The following is a 20,758-nucleotide window of genomic DNA, read 5'->3' as shown; positions in this document are numbered from 1 at the left end:
TTTACGTTATTCCTTTTTGGTTTCTCTTTAATTCATAGTGTGGTCGTGCACGAGCATTCGACGAAACTCCCTAGGCGAAAAGCCGGTAGCGTTCTTGAACATGGTTGAAAAATTATGTTGTTCAATGCCGACGGCTTGGGCAATGCTGCCGATGGATTGATCAGACGCCAGCATGGTACGTGCCTTCTCCATTCGCAAGCGATTAATGTATTGAATGGGTGAGCAGCCAAGCACGGAATGAAAGCTGCGAATAAAGTAATTGGGATGGTAATGAACCAAGTCGGCAAGCTGTTCAACAGTGATCCTATCTTGCAGGTGCTCTTCAATGTATTGAAGAACACGTCCCATTTTCTGGGTAGAGGCTGAAGGGGAGGCTGTCTCCTCAAAGTGTTGGTCGACAACAATTCCCAAAAGATGTAGTAAAGAGGCTTTTATATCTAGAATCGTACCTAGTCCCGAACTGCTTATGCCACTTACTATTCGCTCGAACCAAACTTCGACCTCAGATGAGGAAGGGACGTCAATACAAACCGGGAACCGATACATCTCAAATAGATCACGATTTCCAACACGAGCTGTAAAGTGGCACCAATACTTATTAAAGGTATTGTCGTTAACTGTGGAATAGGACTGTATAGTATGACAAGGCATTAGTACAAGTTGACCTGGCTTAGGATGATAAACAGCGCCATCTACTTCAATGCGTCCTTCACCACTCCGAATATAATATAAGCGGTTAAAGCTGTGAACAAAATTACGGCGCTGCCAGTCAGGGCCGACAGTTTGCAGGTTAGCGATGATGACGTCCACCTGGATGTTGGTCAACACATTACGAAGTGAATGATAGGTTGGAAGTTCTGACAAGTTCAGCACTCATTTCTTGAAAATGAAGTTAGAATTCACTACATATAGGTTAGCAAATTGGAAGATTGCTGTATATAGAAAAGGTATGATAGAAGCGAAGTCAGCAGTTATAACAACTAACAGGGGGTTCAATATGTTACCAAGATTTCATGATGCGCGAGACCGTTTTTTCGATCTAAGATTCGGTATGTTTGTCCATTGGGGCTTGTATGCTATCCCTGCATGGCACGAACAACTTCCATGGAGAGGCAACATTACCAGACGCAAATATGAACAATTCATTCATGAATTCAATCCGCAGGATTTTGACCCGAACGCGTGGATTGATCTAGCTGAAGAGGCTGGCATGCAGTATTTATGTTTTACAACGAAGCATCATGACGGTTTCTGCATGTGGGACACTGAGCATTCGGAATATAAGGTGACGAATACACCCTACGGTAAAGATGTGTTAGCGATGCTAGCGGAGGCATGCCAGAAGCGGAACTTCCCGCTAAGCCTTTATTACTCTTGTCCAGATTGGCATCACCCGAATTATCCTAATCTTGGTCGACACCATGAAATGTTCGGGCCTCGTGCTGGAGATGAACCGGATATTGAACTTTATTACGAGTATGTGAAGAAACAGGTGCAGGAACTTCTCACACAGTATGGTCCGATATATCAGTTTTTCTGGGATGTTAATGTAGCTGAGTACCACAATCCAGCGATCAATGAGTTGGTACGGTCGTTACAGCCGGACATTCTTATCAATAACCGTGGACCAGATAAAGGTGATTACAGCACACCCGAGAGGCATGTGCCTGATGGCGGATATTTCCGGACGCCGACAGAAGCTTGTCAATCTTTAGGACGAGAAAGCTGGGGGTACCGCAAGGATGAAGATTACTATTCATCCAAGTTCCTTATGCAGAGTATGGATAAAATCATGGCTATGGGCGGAAATTATTTGCTGAATGTGGGTCCTACCGCGAATGGTGAGATCGTGCAGGATAATGTGGATACACTGAGACGTATTGGTCGTTGGTATAAGAAGGTGAAGGAAGCGTTAGTTGATGTAACTCCTGCTTCTTACTTAGGCGGGAAAGACGAGTTCATCGACGGGAATGAAGTAGCTAACCGTGTTCTCCGTGAAGAGGTGCTGCTGACTCGCAGAGGTAACACCATCTATGCTCACGCCTATCGTGAATTGCAAAGCTCAACCATCATCTTGAAGCCACTGAATATGCTACCCAAGCGTGCTGTCTTGCTAAATGATGGACGGGAGTTGGAGACAGCCGTAGAGCAACTGCCTTGGTATTGGCGGGAGAGGCCTTACCTAAGGATTCGCAATCTGCCAGTTAATGAGATCACGGATGAGGTGCTTGTGGTAAAGCTGGAGTTCGATGACGATGTAGCTGAATAGGAGGAGGATCACGATGCAGTTTGAATCTATTGAACTTCATAATGTTGCAGAGGCGGAGGAAAACAAGCTTATACATGGCTTGACACTACAACGTTATCCGAAGGCAGTTCGTGAAGCGATGAGCGAACGTGGAGGCTTCGTTTCACAACAGGCCAGTGGATGTGAAATGAGGTTTGTTACGGATTCCCAGAATGTTCGGATATCTTTAACAGCTGTTGAAGGTGATGGAGAGGTTATCGTCTATCAGGGTGACTTTTACCATTCTCAATATACGCTGAGAAGCGGTGTACAACACACCTTGCATCTCGTACAGCGGCTAGACACTAGCAAAGTAAATCTTGATGCCATCACAAAGAAGCGCTTTGCACCACAAGTATGGCGCGTCATCACGGGACGCTATGCAGTGAGGTTTCACGGAATTGAGGTATTCAACGATTCCGTTCGTCCGCCGTTGCCAGGTGAGGTGCCCGCTGTTCGCTGGCTCGCTTATGGTTCTTCGATAACTCACGGAAGTTCCGCCGTGCATAATTACAATGCTTATGTGCATAAGGCTGCACAACGATTAGGCATTGATGTTTTGAACATGGGGCTAAGTGGTGCCTGCATGTGCGAGCAGCAGGTAGCCGACTACTTAGCTTCGCGAACCGACTGGGATATTGCTACGCTGGAGATTGGTGTGAATATGAGGAACTCTTATTCGCCAGAGCAATTTCGGGAACGTGCGGAATATTTGATTCAAGCCATGTGTTCGAAGCATCCGAATAAGCCTGTTGTGGTCATAACTGTATTCCTAAACGCGTCTACATATGACACCAAAGGAACTACAGTTGGCCAGAATCAGGCAGCATTCAACGCCATTCTTCGTGAGATTGTCGCTAGTAGCAAGTACCCCAAACTTTATCTGCTGGAAGGCAATGAAATTTTGACCGACTTCGCGGGACTCACTTGTGATCTCATTCATCCCTCAGATTATGGGCATGAACTTATGGGGGAAAATTTAAGTAGGATGCTTGGCCTTATATTAGAAAAATAAAGATTACGACTTACAACATGAAGCATAATAATATGTCAAATAGCTTGCCGACGATTCGGCAAGCTATTTCCTATGTGCGACTAGTGTTAGCGAGTACTTTAGTTACATCACTTCGCCTAAATCAGCAATAAATACTCGTCGTGCTCCGTTAACATAGCCATTAAACACAATATGGCGATGATCAGGAGCCCAAGCGGGATGAGCATCTACGCGAAGTGAGCCGTTGAGGTTCGAAGCGGCATGGGCGACATTTATCCGTACAAGTGTTTGCTCGGAGTTTGTCTGAAGATCAATCCTACGCAGCGGTATGGTGCCGTCTCCAAATGAAGTTGACTCTCCGGCATACGTATCTGTTAGTATGTGACGGCCGTTCGGATGGACGGTCGGATGACCGGAGCCAGGCATATCATCGGTGATTGTACACAAATTTGTTCCATCATATCGGACACGGACAAGCTTCATCTGTTTGTCTCCATGAATGGCTAAGTTCATGGAGAGATGCTCGCCATCTGGAAACCAGTTAATATGATGGCCACCTTTTTCCCATTGCTCAGGGCCTACCGCAACACATACATCGGTTCCATCTGGCTTCATTGTCAGCACCCAAAAGTCAAGATGCTGCTTGATCTGATTCCAGGGCTGAGTTTCTTGGGAATGGAACCAACGCATGGTAAAGATCAGCCGGTCCCCCTGAGGATTAAATTTACAATGGAACCCATAACATTCGCCATGCTCGTACTTTCCTTTGTCTATTTGAGGAACAGCACGTTCAAAAATCTCCCGGATTGAGATGACTAGTGATCGCTTACCTGTCTTTGTATCGGTCATAAACAAACCATCGTCAGCACGAAATCCGAAATTTCGCGCGACTCGTTCGTCAGGAATGACGACCCCGTATCCGTTTTGAGTCCGTCGCATGGTCACTGTATTGGCACAAATGATTTGATTTCCGTCTGGAGATATGCGGTAAATAGAGCCCTCCAATTTACGCGTCACACCAGTAAGTGGGTCCATACAGACAATATAGGGTTCCCAGTTCGATGTGTCTACGTTGTTAAAATAGAGGGAATGATCATCTGCGCCCCAATTAATATTAGCCCCTAATTGATACTCCCAACCAAAAGTCTGTGCAATAACCTTCTCTTCAGCGGTATGCAAATCAACAAGAACAACATCGGCGGCTTCGCCGGGCATATTGACACGGTCATTATCGGGCATACGGAGTACGGCTAGATACTGGCCAGATGGACTGACCGGAGAGGTGTCAAAGAAACGATGCAATCCGCCTCCTTCTCCAGGTGTTACGCACCAGACAGGCACGCTTGGATTGTACTCGGTGTATCGTGGGAATTTCTCGCTAATCCGCATATGGCTTGTTCTCCTTTTCGTAAATACGAAGTCAACTTTCCTTCCTAAAGTATATAAAATACGGCAGTGTTCATCTTTGTCTGAGATTATGACATTTTTACCTCAGATTACGATATAATACCGATTACAGAGACATAAGAAGGGGGAAGGCATGAGTAACTTTGGGATTCATCTATTGTGGACGGCGCGTTATGATTACGAAAAAGGCGAAAATAGGAATCTGCATCAGCATGCCTTTCATCAAATTTTTTGGATTGCTAGCGGCAGCGGAGTATTTCAATGTGAAGACGTCATATTCGAGCTGGAGCCTGACACTATTTTCTTTATAAAACCGAATCAATTGCATGGATTGACAGCCGTTGATCATGTAAAAACCTTGGACATCAAATTTCAGATTGTATCGGAAGAACTTGAAAGCGCTACAGGGCAAATACCTGCGCAGATGCGCATTCGCAATAAAGAGGTAGCGCGGCTTCTTGAACTTGTACGCAGCGAGGGGCTGCAACGACAAAGTTATTTTCGAGAGTTGGCAGCTCTTCATCTGGCTGAGCTACTCTATGTATTGACACGGGCTGCTGAGCACTTGGAAAATGAAGCACAATCAAACATTTTGGAGGCTCGTTCATTGGCACCTCGAGTTTCCAATGCCAATGCCACAGCAGCGGAAAAAGCAGAGCAATGGATCTTGGCGCATGCGGATCAGGATTGGACGATTACGGAAATGTCCAAGAAGCTTGGATATAGCCCAAGTTATATGTGCCAGCTTTTCAAAGATTACAAAGGTCTTACAATCGCAGCTTTTCTGAAGGAAGTCCGGATTCAGCGGGCCAAGGAATGGATGGCATATTCAGACTGCAGTATCAAGCATATTGCGCAAACGGTAGGGTTCAAAACGGTGCATCATTTCACACGCGTATTTAAGGAAGTAGAAGGAATTACACCCGGGCAGTGGATTGCTCGGGAGATTTCAGGCATTCGGAATGGGATTTTTTTTGACGATACTAATAATTATCTTTAAGTGACTTCTAAAGGCAGGTTATATCTGAATTAAATGTTGTAGTTTCATCATACAAGTTTCTGAGTATTGACACTGATTTGTATGCTTGACAAACGTTGCCGCGAGAAATTGTTGCTAAAAGGATCCGACTATTTTTATTTAGACAAATGATGGGAAATCGATTGAAGCGGGGATTACGGATTAAGTTTAATTTGTTATTCGTATTTTAAAACTAATTTGTAATTCAGACAATTTGCTCCAAAATCCATTACAAAACTTTATTTGTCATAATAATTTTACGGAAAATCCAGCAAATCCGTGTGTTTGCTGGATTTCTTCATCTCAAAACCAATTTGTCATCCAACAAGAGAGTAGATAGGCTTATCTTATTGTCAAATACGGATAGATATCAGGTAACAAATAAGTTTTGAAGTAACAAATAAAGTTCTAAAGTAATAAATAAGGTTTAGAAGTAGTGAATAAAAATTTGGTTAGTTCTTCTTAGCGTTCACTCACTTGGGTGGACGCTTTTTTTAAAATGAGATGACGAATACGAAGGGCAGAATAACTCAACTTCAGTCGGATAAACTATCCAGTAATAATGAGCTTTCCTTCTATTGTATTGATATTTGATATTTCATATTTCATATTTCATTGTGATCTCCTGACGCATAACCTTTTTATCATCGTCGAGAAAAACGCTCTCATCCGAAAATAGAAGTAAATATGTTGACATGGAGTAAACTCCATATCTTAAGATACGGATACGGTTGAAAAAGAACAGCTTAACGGGGATTAGAGAGGAGGCAGAAGTTGGAGCTTACATTTTCAATCGCAGAGATTTCGGAAAAGTCAGGACTCAGTTACGACACGATACGGTATTATGTAAAGATTGGCCTACTACCGCCGACGAAGCGAAAGGAAAACGGACAGAGGGAATATGGCACAATTCATCTCGAACGTCTAGTTTTTATTTCACATCTCAAACGAACCGGCATGCCGTTAAGCGAAATTAAACATTACATGTCCTTGGCAACTGTTCAAAATTATGAGAAATGCTATGACGTACTTTATAAGCATAAACTCGAAATTGAATCGCAAATGGTTTTGGAATTAATGAATTATAAGCTTGATCATTTTAAGGACCTAATGAAGAAATCCAGACTAGGAGGAGAATGAACATGAAAGAAGATAACAACTATCAAATTACACCTCAAGAACCAATCCATTCGGGCTTTGGTTCCCAAACAACAGCACGGAAAGTACTTGAAGGCTATGATTTGAATGGGAAAATCGTCATCGTAACTGGCGGGTACTCAGGCGTTGGACTTGAAACAACCCGCGCCCTAGCTGAGGCTGGTGCAACAGTCATTGTACCCGCACGTACACCAGAGAAAGCTCTGACATCGGTTGCAGGCATCCCAAGAGTTGAGGTAGAAGAGTTGGATCTGATCGATCCAGCTTCAATCGAGGCATTTGCGCAGAAGTTTCTGGACTCTGGACGGCCGCTGGATATCCTGATTAATAATGCCGGTATCATGGCACCTCCCTTAGAACGTGACGCACGCGGTTACGAATCCCAATTTGCAACCAATCATTTGGGTCACTTTCAGTTAACGTTACTACTATGGCCGGCCTTGAAAAAGGCAAAAAACGCGCGGGTAGTTTCTGTTTCGTCAACAGGTATCCGCTTCGGTGGCGTTGATTTTGAGGATCCAAATTTTGAACACAGGGAATACGATAAATGGAAGGCCTATGGCCAGTCCAAATCTGCTAACGCTCTTTTTGCCGTTGCACTGGACAAGCGCGGTCAAGCGCACGGTATCCGCGCGTTTTCTGTACATCCTGGACGAATTATGACCGATTTAGTGCGTTTTATGTCAGAAGAGGAAAGGGCTGCAGCAACTGGAGAACTAAAGACAACTGAGCAGGGTGCTGCTACTAGCGTGTGGTGCGCGACCAGTCCTCAACTTGAGGGCAAAGGAGGCGTTTTCTGCTTAGATGTTGATATTGCCGAAGTCATTACGGCAGAAGCTCCACAAGGATTGAGTCAAAAGTTAACAGGTGTATTTCCTTGGGCGATTGATCCGGAATTTGCGGAACGGCTTTGGCAAATTAGAGAGAAGTTGACCCGCATAAAATTTACGGATTAAGAAGTTATGTTTGAAGATTGAAAAATGTCCGAGATTTAATCAAACTAACGCCGTAACTTGTCAGAAATGTTATTTCGCTAACGAATAACGTTTGTTAAGTAAGCTGATAGTGGCAGCTCTTTTTGATTTTTAAAAAAACGGGCAAACAGTTCAACTAGAACGGGTTTACTTTTGGAGTGGAAGATCAAAAAACAGTACAAATAACATGAAAAGCTTGCGGATAGCTTTCCAGCACTAGAGAAACGAAGTCACTATGAAAGATTTGATTATTAGAGGAAATCTAATACAAAATACAGAACATATGCTACACTTAGGTTATCCAAGTTCAAGATATTTTCTTGCTTCTTATTTTAATGAAATAACGTATGTGAAAATTTTAAACAGGGGGAGATAATGTGTTGCTTTTAATAGCAGCCATCGTATCTATTGTTACATGGATTGCGGTATCCCGAGAACTTGTAAAATCTTCAGAAGAGAAAAACAAAGGAAAAATAATAACTTTAATGTCCGCATGTACCTTATCAACGATAGTTCTGACCATTTCATTTTTTTAAAATATCCAGTATTAAAAATCACCTATAGATAGTTAGATGTATTACTAAAGGATAGGTTAATATAATAAGCAAAAAAACAAAAATAGAACTTCCAATTTTATGGAAGTTCTATTTTTAACTAGTTCATAGACAGAAATTATAAGAAATTTGTGGAAAGTGATGGTCATTTGTTTAAAGGTATTCAAGATACTCAATTTCCGTCGGATCTTGAAGAATTAGGTCGCTGAAAGACACCACTTCAAAATATAAATTGCAAATCAATTTTATAAGAAAAGCCAGCAAACCCTTGAGCCCTTGAGTTTGCTGGCTTCTTGCGCTTCAAAACTATTTGTCATCGAACACAACCACCCATCATCATCCCGTGAACGCCTATTTATTTTCTTGTATGTATGGAGGAAGTCATTAGTCATAACACCACCTATTATATCGTTTAGGGAGTTCTAGTTAAAAACAGTGATCCATGGTAATATCTTTTTTGAACGGAGGAGACTCATGAATCTAAACTCATCAGCAGCTCGCTTCAAACAGGTCACTTTTAAGAAAAGAATTATTTCTATTTTTCTCCTCAGCATTCTAATTCCTTTTATATGTCTTGGAGTTGTATCTCTCTACACGATTAATTCGATCATTACCAATAAAGTTGAAAGCTCCATCCAGAGCAGCTTGAAGCAGGAATTGTTGGCAATGGAAAACACATTGAATAACTTAAACCATGTTTCACAACAGATCGCTTTTGGCGGTGGGACCAATAGGCTGTCTGAACAGCTGCAGCACGAGACCGACCCCTATGAGCTGATAAGACTTCGTAATGAGATTAAGAGTGAACTGAACGTGATTACCTTCTCCAATCCGAATGTAGGTTTAACGATGTATTACTACCCGGATAATGATTCATACGATTTCGAGAATTTTGTAGTCAGGGATCAATTTAATCCGGAACAGCTTCCAATTATGTCTAAATATCCGGAAATTACTTACTATGGTCCTCACAAAAGCTACAACAGGTCCATTAATCAGTTGGTATTTAGCACAATGAGGAAAGTAAATTTACCGGAACAAAACGTTTATTTATACATTGAGACAGGTTTTAACGCCACCAAAAATTTATTTGCTTCTGAAAGCCAGCAAAATAAATCGCGACGGCTAGTTATTCTGGATAATGACGGAAGAATTGCTTTTAGTCAAGATAACCAAAATTTCCATGAAAATAGTTTGTTTCCCGATTATAGCCCAGAGGACGAATCAGGTACTTATGGTCAATACGTTTGGTATAAAGAAACAAGTAATCAAGGTTGGAGCATCGTTTCGATTCTCCCCAAGAATATATTGAATCAGGAGAAGAACCAATGGTTATTCCAAATGACCGGTTTCTTCTTGATATTCGTTTTAGCAGCGGTACTGATGGCATGGTTATTGTGGAAAATGTTATATAAGCCTTTGGACAAGTTCAATACGGAAATTAAGTCCTTTATTCAGTCTAATTCCGAGGAACGCACAGATTTAACGTTTATACCGGAATTTGATTATTTGCTCTATCAAATACGTAACATGAAAAGGAAAATATGGGAATTATATGGGGAGATTGAACGGAAAGAAAAGCGGAGAGCGGATCTGGAGGTTGAGAAGCTACTGTATCAAATTAATCCGCATTTCCTTATGAATACGTTGGATACCGTCCATTGGCTGGCTATGATGAATGGGCAGGAAGAAATCGATAAACTAGTTCTATCCTTAAATAAATTGTTGAATTATAATCTTGGTAAAATGGGTGAAGCAACTACCATTGGCGGTGAGATTCAAGCCTTAAAGGAGTATCTGCAACTGCAAAAAATCCGATATGATTTCCAATTCGATGTCGACATTGATGTAGATGACGATGCGATGGCGTTTTCGATCCCCCGTTTTATTCTTCAGCCTTTGGTAGAGAATGCCCTTTATCATGGTGTTAGCGATGATGGATATATTCATGTAGCTATCCAGTTAAACGATGAGCTTGAGATTACCATCCAAGATAATGGCGCGGGGATGTCGCAAGAAAGGATCGATCAGTTGCTGCAAGATGATACGATGGAAAGTCAGAAAGTAGGAATGGGAATCGGCATGAAGTATGTGAAGCGTATCCTAGAAGCAAACTACGGGGAAAAGTCAAGATTTGAAATTAAAAGCGAGATTGGAAAAGGGACTGTCGTTTCTCTGCGCGTTCCTGTTTCAGGAGGTAATTAAATACTATGATTCGCGTGCTGATCGTAGACGATGAGAAGATCGTTCGTAAGGGACTGGTCTCCTTCATGCCCTGGCAGGATTTCGGAATGGTTGTTGCGGGTGAGGCCAATAATGGGGAGAACGCTCTGCAATTCATGGAGTCCAACAGGGTTGATTTATTACTTACAGACTTGTCTATGCCTGTTATGTCAGGAATCGAATTAATGAGAGAAGTGCGGCAAAGACATCCACATATTCAGATTGTGGTTTTGACGCTGCATCAGGATTTTGAATATGTGCAGGAGGCACTTCGACTAGGAGCCATTGATTATATTGCGAAGACTCAGCTGGAGAAAGAACAGTTTGAAGATGTATTGAGTAGAATTGCTTCACTCATGGTTATGAAGGATTCGTTAAATGGCCCTCCTATCCAACAGTATGAAATCGGCCGCGTGGATGAGTTGTTTGTATTATACGCATTACATCAACAAAGTGATGATTTGAAGTCGGCTATTTCCCTGCCTAAAGAAGCGGTTGAGGCCGATGTTGGCGTATGGTATTGGACGGACATGATGTCGAATGCTGTCGCGCCAAATCCGAATTATGCTCTTATTTGCTTTAAGGATCTGAAAGATATGGACCGGAAATCGCTTCTACGGCTTCTTCGGGTCTATCGAAAGAACGACTTGTTTTATGATTATGATCCATCCCTGCCCATTCAGTTCGTTAACAGCAGAATCATACTGAGTAGGGGAAATGATGAAATGGGTTATGAAATGAATACGGTGAAACAAAGATGGTTATCCTCAGAATGGATATTGGACGATCAAATTTTTGAACATATGATTCAAGAGCTAAGATTAATGAAGCTACAACCTATTAGATTGACTAGAATTTTCTTTAGCTTAACGGATGAATGGAACCGACTTTATTATCAAATTCTTTCTAACCCCATAGTAGTGGAAGATTTCTTCTCCAGTTGGGTTCAATTTGAAGCATGGTTAAGAGCTTCAAGGGAAACGATACGACAAGCAAATTCAAAGCCTCAATATTCCATTGAGATTCAGAACAGCATTACGAAGGCGATGAATTTGGCACAACAAATGATGGATCAGCCTGTCAGCGCTGGAGAAATGGCGAAGATGGTCAATATGAGCAGCAGCTATTTTAGCCAGTGTTTCAAACAGATCGCAGGACAAAACTACACCGATTATATTCGGTATATACGCATGGAGAGAGCAAAGGAATATTTGAAAAATACAACAAAAACCATACAATGGATTGCGGAACAGGTCGGTTACAATGATGAAAAATATTTCAGCCGTTTATTTCGAGATCAGGTTGGTGTGCTGCCAAGCGATTATAGACAAAAAAAATAATAATAGGGTAGACATTCGTCCGAAAAAGAGGTAGAAACCTTTCGGGCGTTTTTTCTATTTTTGTGTATTTGTCAACCTGATTAGATATGGTCATCTAACTTGAGACTATGTGTTCAATGATAAAATGAGATTGTAAAGACGAATCGTTAGAGGGGGAAGGGCAATGAAAAAGATTTTGATGACGATAATAGCTGGGCTGCTTGTAACCACAAGTTTAATTGCATGTGCCGATAAAAACGAAGGTACTAGCCCAAGTAGCAGTCCAACAAGTAAAGATGCCGAGGTGAAAGTGGATCTCATGGCGAAATTCCCAGAGCCTGTACAGGTTGCAATAGGTAGAGGAATTGACCCAAATTATAAGTATGGAGGCAGCGATACTGCTGAAAGCAACATTTACACGCGATGGATGAAAGATACGTATAACATTGCTGTCACACATGCGTGGGAAGCATCAAATACAGATTACAGTCAAAAAGTAAGCTTGGCTATCGCCAGCAATGATCTGCCGGATGCGATGTTGGTTAACGAATCCCAATTAAGGCAAATGGTGAAGGCAGGACAATTGGCCGATTTATCAGAAGTTTACAAAAAGTATGGAACCGACAGATTGAAAAAAATCTATGATTCAAATCCAGGACTGTTGGATGGAGTGACCTTTGACGGCAAATTGTATGCACTTCCTGAAACTACTTTGCCTTCAGCGCCGATGACCTGGATCCGGAAAGACTGGCTCGACAAGCTAGGGCTGCAGCCGCCTAAAACACTGATAGATCTTGAGATCATTGCGAAAGCATTTATAGACAACAAAATGGGTGGAGAGAACACGCTTGGCATCGTTGGTACACAACAGGGAGGAGCTCTGTATTCCAACTTCCTTACTTCTGGAGACCATTATTTAAATTTCTCGCCGATGTTCTTTGCTAATAACGCTTACCCAGGTATCTGGGTCAAAGATAAGGACGGTAGTGCTGTATACGGATCCACCCTGCCTGAGACTAAACAATCGTTAGCCACAATGCGTGATTGGTATGCCAAAGGAATCCTGGATAAGGAAATGGGTCTCCGGAAAAGCACGCAAGAGGTCATCTCAAGCGGGAAAACGGGAATATTTTTCGGACCATGGTGGTCTCCTTACAATTTGACGGATTCAATCAAGAACGATCCGAAAGCTAACTGGCGGCCATATGCGGCACCATTGGACGCATCAGGGAAATTTAACTCCAATCAAGCAACGGGTAGTTCGTTTATTGTTGTGAAGAAGGGATATAAACATCCAGAAGCCGTTATGAAAATGCTCAATATCCATGTAAACGAAAAAGATCCTAGTTATAAAACAGCTGTCGGCAAAGAAATGACTTCTCAGGAAATTCCTTTGTTCCTCATCATGGGTCATGGTGATCAATTGCAATATGCGGTCAAATCCAGCCAGAAGGTTCTGAAGGGCGAGATGAAGCTCGAGGAAGTTGATAAACTGAACTACGGGTTTGCTTTTGAACTTGCTTCTCATGTCAAAGCTGTTAAGAAAGAGCCTTTTGACAACTATGACATTCCAAATTGGAACCAAAATGATGAGTTCTTCACTCACCTGTATGCGCATTTGAACGGTGGATCTGCATTCGTTGATGCTCTTCCCAAAATCAATTGGGTGAAAAGCCTTGTAACTGCCCAAACGAAAACGATGCAATCCAGATGGGCAAACTTGAAGAAGATCGAAGACGAGACTTTCCTGAAAATCATTATGGGAAGCGCTCCAATCGATGAGTTTGATTCTTTCGTGAAAAAATGGAATGAACAAGGCGGCGATCAGATCACTAAGGAAGTAAATGAGTTGAAATAAAAATAGAATGAACAAGACGGGTGCCTTGCTCACTCGTCTTGTTCGATTTATTAAGGGGAGATTGACATGCTAAAACGAGGAGTCTACAAGCATTACTACCTCATGCTTCTGCCTGGATTGTTATGGCTTTTCTTTTGTAATCTGCTCCCAATGTATGGAATACTGATTGCATTTAAAGATTTTAACCCAGGCATTGGCTTATGGAAGTCATCTTGGATCGGATTGGAAAATTTCCGTTATATGTTCGAACTTGATGATAGTAAACAAATATTTCAGAATACGATTGTTATTGCTTTAATGAAAATGATTGGTAACTTGATCGTTCCCTTAGTATTTGCTCTTATGTTAAATGAAGTGAAAAACAGGTTGTTCAGCCGTTCGGTTCAAACAATTGTGTATTTGCCTCACTTTTTATCGTGGGTCATAATTGCTGGCATCATGCTGGATATTTTCTCTCTGACGGGTCCAATCAACCAGATGTTGTCTGGTTTCGGTGTTGACCCCATTCTGTTCTTTGCAAATGCTAATATTTTCCCTGGTCTCGTAGTCGCAAGTGATATTTGGAAGGAATTTGGTTTTGCCGCAATTATTTTTTTCGCGGCACTGACGTCCATTAACCCTGAAATGTACGAAGCCGCAGCCATAGATGGGGCTTCCCAGTTTAAACGGCTGATTAGCATTACGCTTCCGAGTATATTACCGGTTGCTGTTCTGCTTGGCACATTAAGCTTGGGAAACATTCTAAATGCCGGGTTCGATCAAATATTCAATCTATATAATCCGACCGTATATTCGACAGGTGATATTATTGATACCTGGGTCTATCGGGCAGGCTTACTTGATATGCAGTATGGATTGGCTACAGCGGTTGGACTTCTTAAATCGGTTGTCGGTCTAGTCTTGATATCCATCTCGTACGGATTAGCATACCGCTTTGCGAATTATCGAATTTTCTAATAGAAAGGTTTGATGATGATGATTGAAGAACGCTCATTTCTTTCTAGGATAGGAAATGGTGTTAATGTACTGCTTCTTATATTGATTACGCTCCTTTGTGTTTTACCCGTTTGGTACACATTAGTGGTCTCTCTGAGCGATAAAGCGGCAGTAGCTGCAGGGCACGTGTTTCTTTGGCCTCAAGGTTTTACATTTGGCTCGTACCTAACAATTATTAGTGACGAGCAATTTTTTAGATCGTTCTATATTTCCGTACAGCGTGTACTCTATGCAACCGTCATTACATTTTTCGTCGTGTTATTAATGGCATATCCGCTGGCCAAAACATCGAAAGATTTTAAACCGAGAAATGTCATCATGTGGCTTCTAATTTTTTGTATGCTATTTAACGGCGGGTTGATTCCGTGGTATATGACAATGAAAAGCCTCGGTATGATTAATAGTATTTGGGGTCTTGTGCTCGGAGGCGGCTTACCTGTTTTTAATGTCATACTGGTCATGAATTACTTCCGGAACTTGCCGAAGGAAATGGAAGAATCCGCTCTGATGGATGGCGCGGGACCGTGGCGTATTCTGTTCGGCATATTTTTACCTTTATCAACACCTGTGCTGGCAACGATTCTGGTGTTTACCATTGTAGGTCATTGGAATGAATTTTTTCAAGCCCTCGTATTAATGACGAAGAATGAGAATTACCCTCTGCAGTCTTATATTCGGCAAGTAGCTCTCGTTATTGACCCGTCCAAAATGGACGCGGAATCCGCCAAGAGAATGACAACCTTATCCAACCAGACGTTGAATGCGGCGAAAATTTTCATTTCCATGCTTCCTCTATTGATGATTTATCCGTTTTTCCAAAAATACTTTGTTAAAGGAATAACGCTTGGTTCCGTCAAAGGCTAAAATGTTTAGATTGGAGTTCATACCTATGCAAACTAGTGAAACGATTCATCCGGATAAAGGTAGTCTAAAATCGGTACAAACCAATGATTGGGGAATCGGTGAACGATAGCTAAACATCTGAAGGGCTGCCGACGTGGTAGCCCTTCACTCCGAACGGGCAGATTAGCGTGGTGAAACATTAAGTAGTTGGCAACGTATAGAGTTATACCTACATCTTTTGGAAAGTCGTTGTATGAGGCGAAACTGACACAGCAGTAAAGCTTTGGAATGAAATTAAGAAGCGGAGTGATTATTTGAAAATGAAAGATGACGGAAATGGTTCTTTCATCGGCGTTGGAATTGCTTTAGGTGCCGCTTTTGGTTCCGCTTTTGGTGTCGCATTTGGAGCAGTATTCGGTAATGTAAGCGATGGACTTGTATTTGGAACTTCATTTGGAATTGTAGTAGGATTAGCTGTCGGTATTTATAGAAATAACAAAAACAAGTGAAAACGCTCGATTACGTTAACGAGAAACGATAGCACAATAAATTGCCAAAACAGGCTACCGCAGATTTATTCTCGGTAGCCTGTTCCGCTAACGGGGAGGATAATGGGAATGTCTGGAGAAGAGATTGTGGTATGTAGAAGTGAAAAATTGACGTATTTAGCCGGCAGATCAATGTGACTCGAGAGGGTATTCATGTATCAGTCCACACATAGAGAATTTACAATAAATGGGAGATAATTCAATGAGCGAACGTGTGCCCTGCCAAAACTCCGGTTGTTCTGCAACCATTCTTCCTACAACTGCTCTAAAGACAGGCGGGACTTGTATGCCATGCCATCAGAAAAAGCTAGCCTTGGAGAAGGAGGCATATATCTTACAAAATCGGAAAGATGTTGATCGGTATAAAGGTATAATTGATCCAGTTGAGATTCTAAAAATCATGCATACACCTCGGAAATACAACCCGCTTGAGAGAGACCTTCCATACCATAAAAGCGCGCAGGAACTATATCATCAACTGACTAAAGGCGATCGCGAGCGATTGGAAACATACGCGATTTCGTTGATTGATCAAGGAGACTTTGACCAAGCCGAAACCATCCTGCTGTCACTGGTGTGTTTTACAGATGCCCAAATCGAAAGCGGATTAAATGCCCTCTTCCACAAAGGCAAGTATTATCCTGGCATCCTCTATAAGGAAGCGAGGCCAGCTATCCGCGATGAACTAATCCATCTGGTGGAGCGAGATCCAGCTAACCGTAATCATCTGTTGCTGGCCCTGGCTTGGATTGGTGATGAAGTGGTTGTACGGTTGTTCGCGAAATGGAAGAAAAATCCGCCTGTTTGGGCATCAAATCTTTATGTCCCTCCAGAGAATTATGCTCATGAAGCTGGTTGGGAACTGGACCAGGATGGTCAGAAACGGCATCTTTTCCACCTCGATAGCTTTATTTTTGAAGTGTATGGGGAAAAGATCGGTGGATCAGAGTCTGTAAAGGCAGCGGTAGTAGCCCTGCAATCGGATGACCAATGTTGTCCATGGTGTCATGGTAAACTAATGGTGTTGATTGATTGTGATTTACAGGATCCATTAGTTCAATTTTTAAAGCTTTCCGGCCAGCGGTTAAGGATTGCGGCCTGTATGCATTGTAACTGCTATGGTACAGTGTTTACGAATGTGGAGTTGGATGGTAGCTATTCGTGGAGTAAATTTAATACCGTTCCTGAATTTTTGCCAGAAACAGAGCCGGATGAAGAACTGACATGTAGTACCATGCGACTATCGGATCGACCGATGGGAACCTACGAAGGGGCCTATTGGACGCTTGAGGCACCCACATCTCAGATCGGAGGTCATCCAGCCTGGATTCAGGATGCGGAGTATCCCACATGTCCCTGCTGCTTAGAGACTATGGTATTTATTGGACAAATGGATATGGAACAAGCAGCTGACAGTGAGGGGATTTTCTATACTTTTCTATGTAGGGCTTGTCTGATTGCGGCCGTAAATTATCAGCAGACATGATGTTTTTGCGTGTTTATTAGTCGGACAAGTTAGGACTTGTAGGCAGGTATCTTTGGCAAGAAAGCATAAGATACCGTGAAGGGCTATCCGCAAAGGATGGCCTTAAAACTTGCCGTTACAGACAGCGCGGTGAACCGTAATATCGATGACAGGTCATGTCATTACGCTAACGCAGAACGATAGGTTAAATATAACAAAAAGAAAAGGCATCTGGCCTAGTGATCGGGATGGATGAGCAATATGGGGCGAAAACATTCGATACTAGGAGGAGTTTGAATGGAAATTCACTGGAGATTTAAAGTAAGTGACGTATCATCAGATGAAATTAAGAAACTTGAAGAGTTTCTAGGGGTTACATTTCCTGATGATTATTTAGAATGTATTAGAGAAAACAATGGTGCAATGCCGGTACCTAACTTTTTCGAAGTTAACGGTAGGGAAATGTCATTTGGAGCTCTTTTAAGTATTAATGAAAAGGACGTTGAAAATATCCGGATGGTATTTGAAGCTTTAGAAGAAAGGTTGCCATCCGAGATAATCCCCTTCTCAATTGACGCTGGTGGCAACTTCATTTGTTTTGATTATAAAAATGGTACCCAGTCTGTACCAAGTATAGTCTTTTTTGACCATGAGCAGGGTTATGCGATTAATGATCTTGATGAAGATCAACTAGCAAGGAAGCCTTTAGAATTATGGCTTAGGGAAGCCTTAGAGCCTGTGTGTAATACTTTTTCTGAATTACTGAGTATGCTTTGTGATTAAGCAGAAGTGTGTCTTTTTGTTAGAAAGATTTTGATCAGACTTTTATTTTTGAGTTTGCTATTCCGATAGAACGCATTAAGGAAGTCTGACAGAAATTGTTTAAAAGAAATATAGAAGTAGAACGTTACGCTAACAAGGAACTATGGTTCAATTAAGACAGGACGGCAGCCGGCACCGATAGGCTGCCGTTGTCTGTTGAAGTAACGGGCAGAATACTATGGTAATATTAGGTATTAAGTGATTTTTGGGGGAAGCTGAATGACGAATGTCGTGAACGCATCAAATGAAGACATAAAGGGATGGTTGAAACTAGCCGCTGAGGTAGAATACCTTTTTGGTCCAATGGTGGATGACCCAAGTTTTATTAAAGCATTAGAGAAAAATGTTAATCGAGGTACTGCGTTTTGTATACGAGAGAATAATGGTTCACCAGGGTCGAACTTACTTGGTGGATTATTGTTTTCTTCAACAAATGCATCAAGCTACAAAATTGGGTGGCTATCTGTTTCAACCCAATCGAGGGGAAAGGGAGTAGCAACGGAATTGCTTAATCATATCTTAGGTCTAGTTCATTCCCATTCTGAAATATCTGTTATTACGTTTGGTGACGACATTCCTGACGGTCAAGCTGCAAGAAGGCTTTATGAAAAGTTTAGTTTTTTTCCTTCAAACGAGTTGGTTCCGTATGGTCCCGAAGGGGGATCTCGCCAAAAATTCATTCTAACAATACCAGCGGCGGACTAAGCTAACGTAGGAACATTAGTTAAATAACATTATGAGAAGGCTGTAGGGCAGATTAGTCAACTCGTTCTACTAACATTCGTCGATTTATGTTACCATAAGTTGGGACCTAACATGGGAATTAAAGGTAGTAGACAATGAGGAGTGGGCTTTGGTGTCATCAAAATTTATCGCATACTCTGGTTACGAGTATGATGTAACTGGTGAGTTATGGTCAAATGCCATAATTTCATTGGATACTAATACATTACTAAATACGTATAAAATGACCCCTGATGCTAGGAGTCAGTTTTTACGTGTCCTTCAAACCTTTAAGAATCGTCTCTGGATGCCGTATCAAGTAGGTAAGGAATTCTACTTCAACCGGCAATTCGTTATTGAAACTGAGCTAAAGTCATTGCAAAATTCGAAGCAATATTTCAAAAATGGCTTAGATGCGTTAGTAACTGGGGTAGAAAAATCAGCAATTAGATTTCGTTCTCAACTTGCAGCTGATTTGCAAAATGAGCTAAATGAATTAAAAGAGAAACTATCTATAATGATTGACAAGTGCCCTGATAAAATGGACAGAAAAGAGTACTTCGACGGTCCCTTATTAAAAGCTGAAGATCCAATTTCAAAAGGGATATTTGAAATCTTTGGTGATAATGTGGGAGACGGATTTCATCCAGTAGAACTTTTGAAGATCTATGAGGAAGGAAATAAGCGCTACGCTCTTAGTATTCCACCTGGCTTCAAAGATGCTGTTAATAAAGAAGATTACAGGAAATACGGTGATTTGGTTATTTGGAAAGAACTGATGGAAAAGGCAACAGAAGAATCTAAACCTATCATTTTTATTACGGATGATGTAAAGCCCGATTGGTGGGTTAGATATAACGAATTGAAGCGACCTCATCCTGAGTTATTAAACGAATTTTATAGAATTTCGGGCCAATACGTTCAGATTTATACATACAATGAATTCATCGATCAAGCAACGAAATTAATAATAGATTTTCCAGAGTCGGCGAAAGCTGTTGAGGAAATTAATTCCATTAACGAGGTGGAACGGGAAGAACAAGTACAATCAGAAATGTTCACCCCTAAACCAGGTGATATTTATAATATTGTAGATAAGTTTGATAACTTTGATCATAGGATTAGACAGGCACTTCTCTTTGATACATTGGAAAATGGATCGTACTACGCTTTTCCAATTACCACAAGACGCGACTTATTCACCTTAAAATTTCCAACTATAAATTGTGCAGGGAAACTCGCGGCTGTTCTCGTAGATCGTAAGATTTTGGTGCGTTCGGAGGATCTAAGGGCTTATTACGATCGTATAGATCAGCAACAATTATTAAAAGTGTTAACTAACACGAAAATGTAACCTCTGTTAAAGCGAATTCTATAGGTAGCTAACTGGGAACATTTGTTCAATACACAGCAATGGGAGGCTGCCGGCACGCTCGGCAGCCTTTCGCTCAACTCCCTCGGTATGATTTAATTTCCTCACGCAAGCTCGTCTATTCGCAGGATTTCATCCTTTAGATTTCAATGTTGATTGAAAGAAAGCAAGATATATTTGGTTGTGTCGTTAAAAAG

The 20,758-nt window shown here is 41.6% G+C and carries 17 protein-coding genes; 15 read left to right on the top strand and 2 right to left on the bottom strand.

Annotated elements, in window-relative coordinates; all coding sequences use genetic code 11:
• Nucleotides 1-27: 27 nt before the first annotated feature.
• Nucleotides 28-864 carry a helix-turn-helix transcriptional regulator gene (locus HQN88_RS32700; protein WP_173120198.1) on the bottom strand — a complete coding sequence of 279 codons (837 nt, stop codon included), beginning with the start codon at nt 862-864 and terminating at the stop codon, nt 28-30.
• 133 nt (nt 865-997) lie between these two features.
• On the opposite strand from HQN88_RS32700, the gene HQN88_RS32695 reads away from it, so the two are divergent.
• Both HQN88_RS32695 and HQN88_RS32690 read left to right on the top strand, forming a co-directional pair.
• Complete coding sequence (locus HQN88_RS32695) at nt 998-2,269, top strand: alpha-L-fucosidase (protein WP_173120196.1); 1,272 nt, start codon at nt 998-1,000, stop codon at nt 2,267-2,269.
• Nucleotides 2,270-2,282: 13 nt separating this feature from the next.
• The gene (locus HQN88_RS32690) at nt 2,283-3,302 is read left to right on the top strand and encodes an SGNH/GDSL hydrolase family protein (RefSeq protein ID WP_173120194.1); all 1,020 of its coding nucleotides are present in this window, start codon (nt 2,283-2,285) and stop codon (nt 3,300-3,302) included.
• Nucleotides 3,303-3,404: 102 nt separating this feature from the next.
• Here the strand turns inward: HQN88_RS32690 and HQN88_RS32685 are convergent, their stop codons facing one another.
• A complete protein-coding gene (locus HQN88_RS32685) occupies nt 3,405-4,670 on the bottom strand; it encodes a TolB-like translocation protein (protein WP_173120192.1) in 1,266 nt (421 codons plus the stop codon).
• Between the two features lie 151 nt (nt 4,671-4,821).
• Between HQN88_RS32685 and HQN88_RS32680 the strand changes: the two genes are divergently transcribed.
• The 13 genes from HQN88_RS32680 (at nt 4,822) to HQN88_RS32620 (ending at nt 20,543) form a co-directional block, all read left to right on the top strand.
• Nucleotides 4,822-5,688 (top strand): helix-turn-helix transcriptional regulator, encoded by an 867-nt coding sequence (locus HQN88_RS32680; RefSeq protein WP_173120190.1) that lies wholly within the window; start codon nt 4,822-4,824, stop codon nt 5,686-5,688.
• 792 nt (nt 5,689-6,480) lie between these two features.
• Nucleotides 6,481-6,846, top strand: coding sequence for a MerR family transcriptional regulator (locus tag HQN88_RS32675; RefSeq protein ID WP_173120188.1), 366 nt, complete (start codon nt 6,481-6,483; stop codon nt 6,844-6,846).
• 2 nt (nt 6,847-6,848) lie between these two features.
• Nucleotides 6,849-7,820: an oxidoreductase gene (locus HQN88_RS32670; protein ID WP_173120186.1), complete on the top strand. Its 972-nt coding sequence runs from the start codon at nt 6,849-6,851 to the stop codon at nt 7,818-7,820.
• 1,046 nt (nt 7,821-8,866) lie between these two features.
• Nucleotides 8,867-10,597: a sensor histidine kinase gene (locus HQN88_RS32665; protein ID WP_173120184.1), complete on the top strand. Its 1,731-nt coding sequence runs from the start codon at nt 8,867-8,869 to the stop codon at nt 10,595-10,597.
• A gap of 5 nt (nt 10,598-10,602) precedes the next feature.
• On the top strand, nt 10,603-11,955 hold the full coding sequence (locus HQN88_RS32660; RefSeq protein WP_173120182.1) for a response regulator: 1,353 nt from the start codon (nt 10,603-10,605) through the stop codon (nt 11,953-11,955).
• 163 nt (nt 11,956-12,118) lie between these two features.
• Nucleotides 12,119-13,792, top strand: coding sequence for an extracellular solute-binding protein (locus HQN88_RS32655; protein WP_173120180.1), 1,674 nt, complete (start codon nt 12,119-12,121; stop codon nt 13,790-13,792).
• Nucleotides 13,793-13,858: 66 nt separating this feature from the next.
• Complete coding sequence (locus tag HQN88_RS32650; RefSeq protein ID WP_173120178.1) at nt 13,859-14,749, top strand: ABC transporter permease; 891 nt, start codon at nt 13,859-13,861, stop codon at nt 14,747-14,749.
• Between the two features lie 18 nt (nt 14,750-14,767).
• Nucleotides 14,768-15,652 carry a carbohydrate ABC transporter permease gene (locus HQN88_RS32645; RefSeq protein WP_173120307.1) on the top strand — a complete coding sequence of 295 codons (885 nt, stop codon included), beginning with the start codon at nt 14,768-14,770 and terminating at the stop codon, nt 15,650-15,652.
• A 293-nt stretch (nt 15,653-15,945) separates the two neighbouring features.
• Nucleotides 15,946-16,140: a hypothetical protein gene (locus tag HQN88_RS32640; protein WP_173120176.1), complete on the top strand. Its 195-nt coding sequence runs from the start codon at nt 15,946-15,948 to the stop codon at nt 16,138-16,140.
• A 241-nt stretch (nt 16,141-16,381) separates the two neighbouring features.
• Complete coding sequence (locus HQN88_RS32635; RefSeq protein ID WP_173120174.1) at nt 16,382-17,665, top strand: DUF1963 domain-containing protein; 1,284 nt, start codon at nt 16,382-16,384, stop codon at nt 17,663-17,665.
• Nucleotides 17,666-17,941: 276 nt separating this feature from the next.
• Nucleotides 17,942-18,427 carry an SMI1/KNR4 family protein gene (locus HQN88_RS32630; RefSeq protein WP_173120172.1) on the top strand — a complete coding sequence of 162 codons (486 nt, stop codon included), beginning with the start codon at nt 17,942-17,944 and terminating at the stop codon, nt 18,425-18,427.
• Nucleotides 18,428-18,685: 258 nt separating this feature from the next.
• Complete coding sequence (locus tag HQN88_RS32625; RefSeq protein WP_173120170.1) at nt 18,686-19,171, top strand: GNAT family N-acetyltransferase; 486 nt, start codon at nt 18,686-18,688, stop codon at nt 19,169-19,171.
• 151 nt (nt 19,172-19,322) lie between these two features.
• Complete coding sequence (locus HQN88_RS32620; protein WP_173120168.1) at nt 19,323-20,543, top strand: PIN-like domain-containing protein; 1,221 nt, start codon at nt 19,323-19,325, stop codon at nt 20,541-20,543.
• Nucleotides 20,544-20,758: the final 215 nt, after the last annotated feature.

This window comes from Paenibacillus qinlingensis, from assembly GCF_013204845.1.
GTDB lineage: Bacteria > Bacillota > Bacilli > Paenibacillales > NBRC-103111 > Paenibacillus_E > Paenibacillus_E qinlingensis.
This window is presented reverse-complemented; position numbering and strand designations above follow the sequence as displayed.

Coding starts and splice junctions, on each gene's coding strand:
- HQN88_RS32695 (WP_173120196.1), top strand. CDS start 998: ATGTTACCAAGATTTCATGATGCGCGAGACCGTTTTTTCGATCTAAGA.
- HQN88_RS32690 (WP_173120194.1), top strand. CDS start 2,283: ATGCAGTTTGAATCTATTGAACTTCATAATGTTGCAGAGGCGGAGGAA.
- HQN88_RS32685 (WP_173120192.1), bottom strand. CDS start 4,670: ATGCGGATTAGCGAGAAATTCCCACGATACACCGAGTACAATCCAAGC.
- HQN88_RS32680 (WP_173120190.1), top strand. CDS start 4,822: ATGAGTAACTTTGGGATTCATCTATTGTGGACGGCGCGTTATGATTAC.
- HQN88_RS32670 (WP_173120186.1), top strand. CDS start 6,849: ATGAAAGAAGATAACAACTATCAAATTACACCTCAAGAACCAATCCAT.
- HQN88_RS32665 (WP_173120184.1), top strand. CDS start 8,867: ATGAATCTAAACTCATCAGCAGCTCGCTTCAAACAGGTCACTTTTAAG.
- HQN88_RS32660 (WP_173120182.1), top strand. CDS start 10,603: ATGATTCGCGTGCTGATCGTAGACGATGAGAAGATCGTTCGTAAGGGA.
- HQN88_RS32655 (WP_173120180.1), top strand. CDS start 12,119: ATGAAAAAGATTTTGATGACGATAATAGCTGGGCTGCTTGTAACCACA.
- HQN88_RS32650 (WP_173120178.1), top strand. CDS start 13,859: ATGCTAAAACGAGGAGTCTACAAGCATTACTACCTCATGCTTCTGCCT.
- HQN88_RS32645 (WP_173120307.1), top strand. CDS start 14,768: ATGATTGAAGAACGCTCATTTCTTTCTAGGATAGGAAATGGTGTTAAT.
- HQN88_RS32635 (WP_173120174.1), top strand. CDS start 16,382: ATGAGCGAACGTGTGCCCTGCCAAAACTCCGGTTGTTCTGCAACCATT.
- HQN88_RS32630 (WP_173120172.1), top strand. CDS start 17,942: ATGGAAATTCACTGGAGATTTAAAGTAAGTGACGTATCATCAGATGAA.
- HQN88_RS32625 (WP_173120170.1), top strand. CDS start 18,686: ATGACGAATGTCGTGAACGCATCAAATGAAGACATAAAGGGATGGTTG.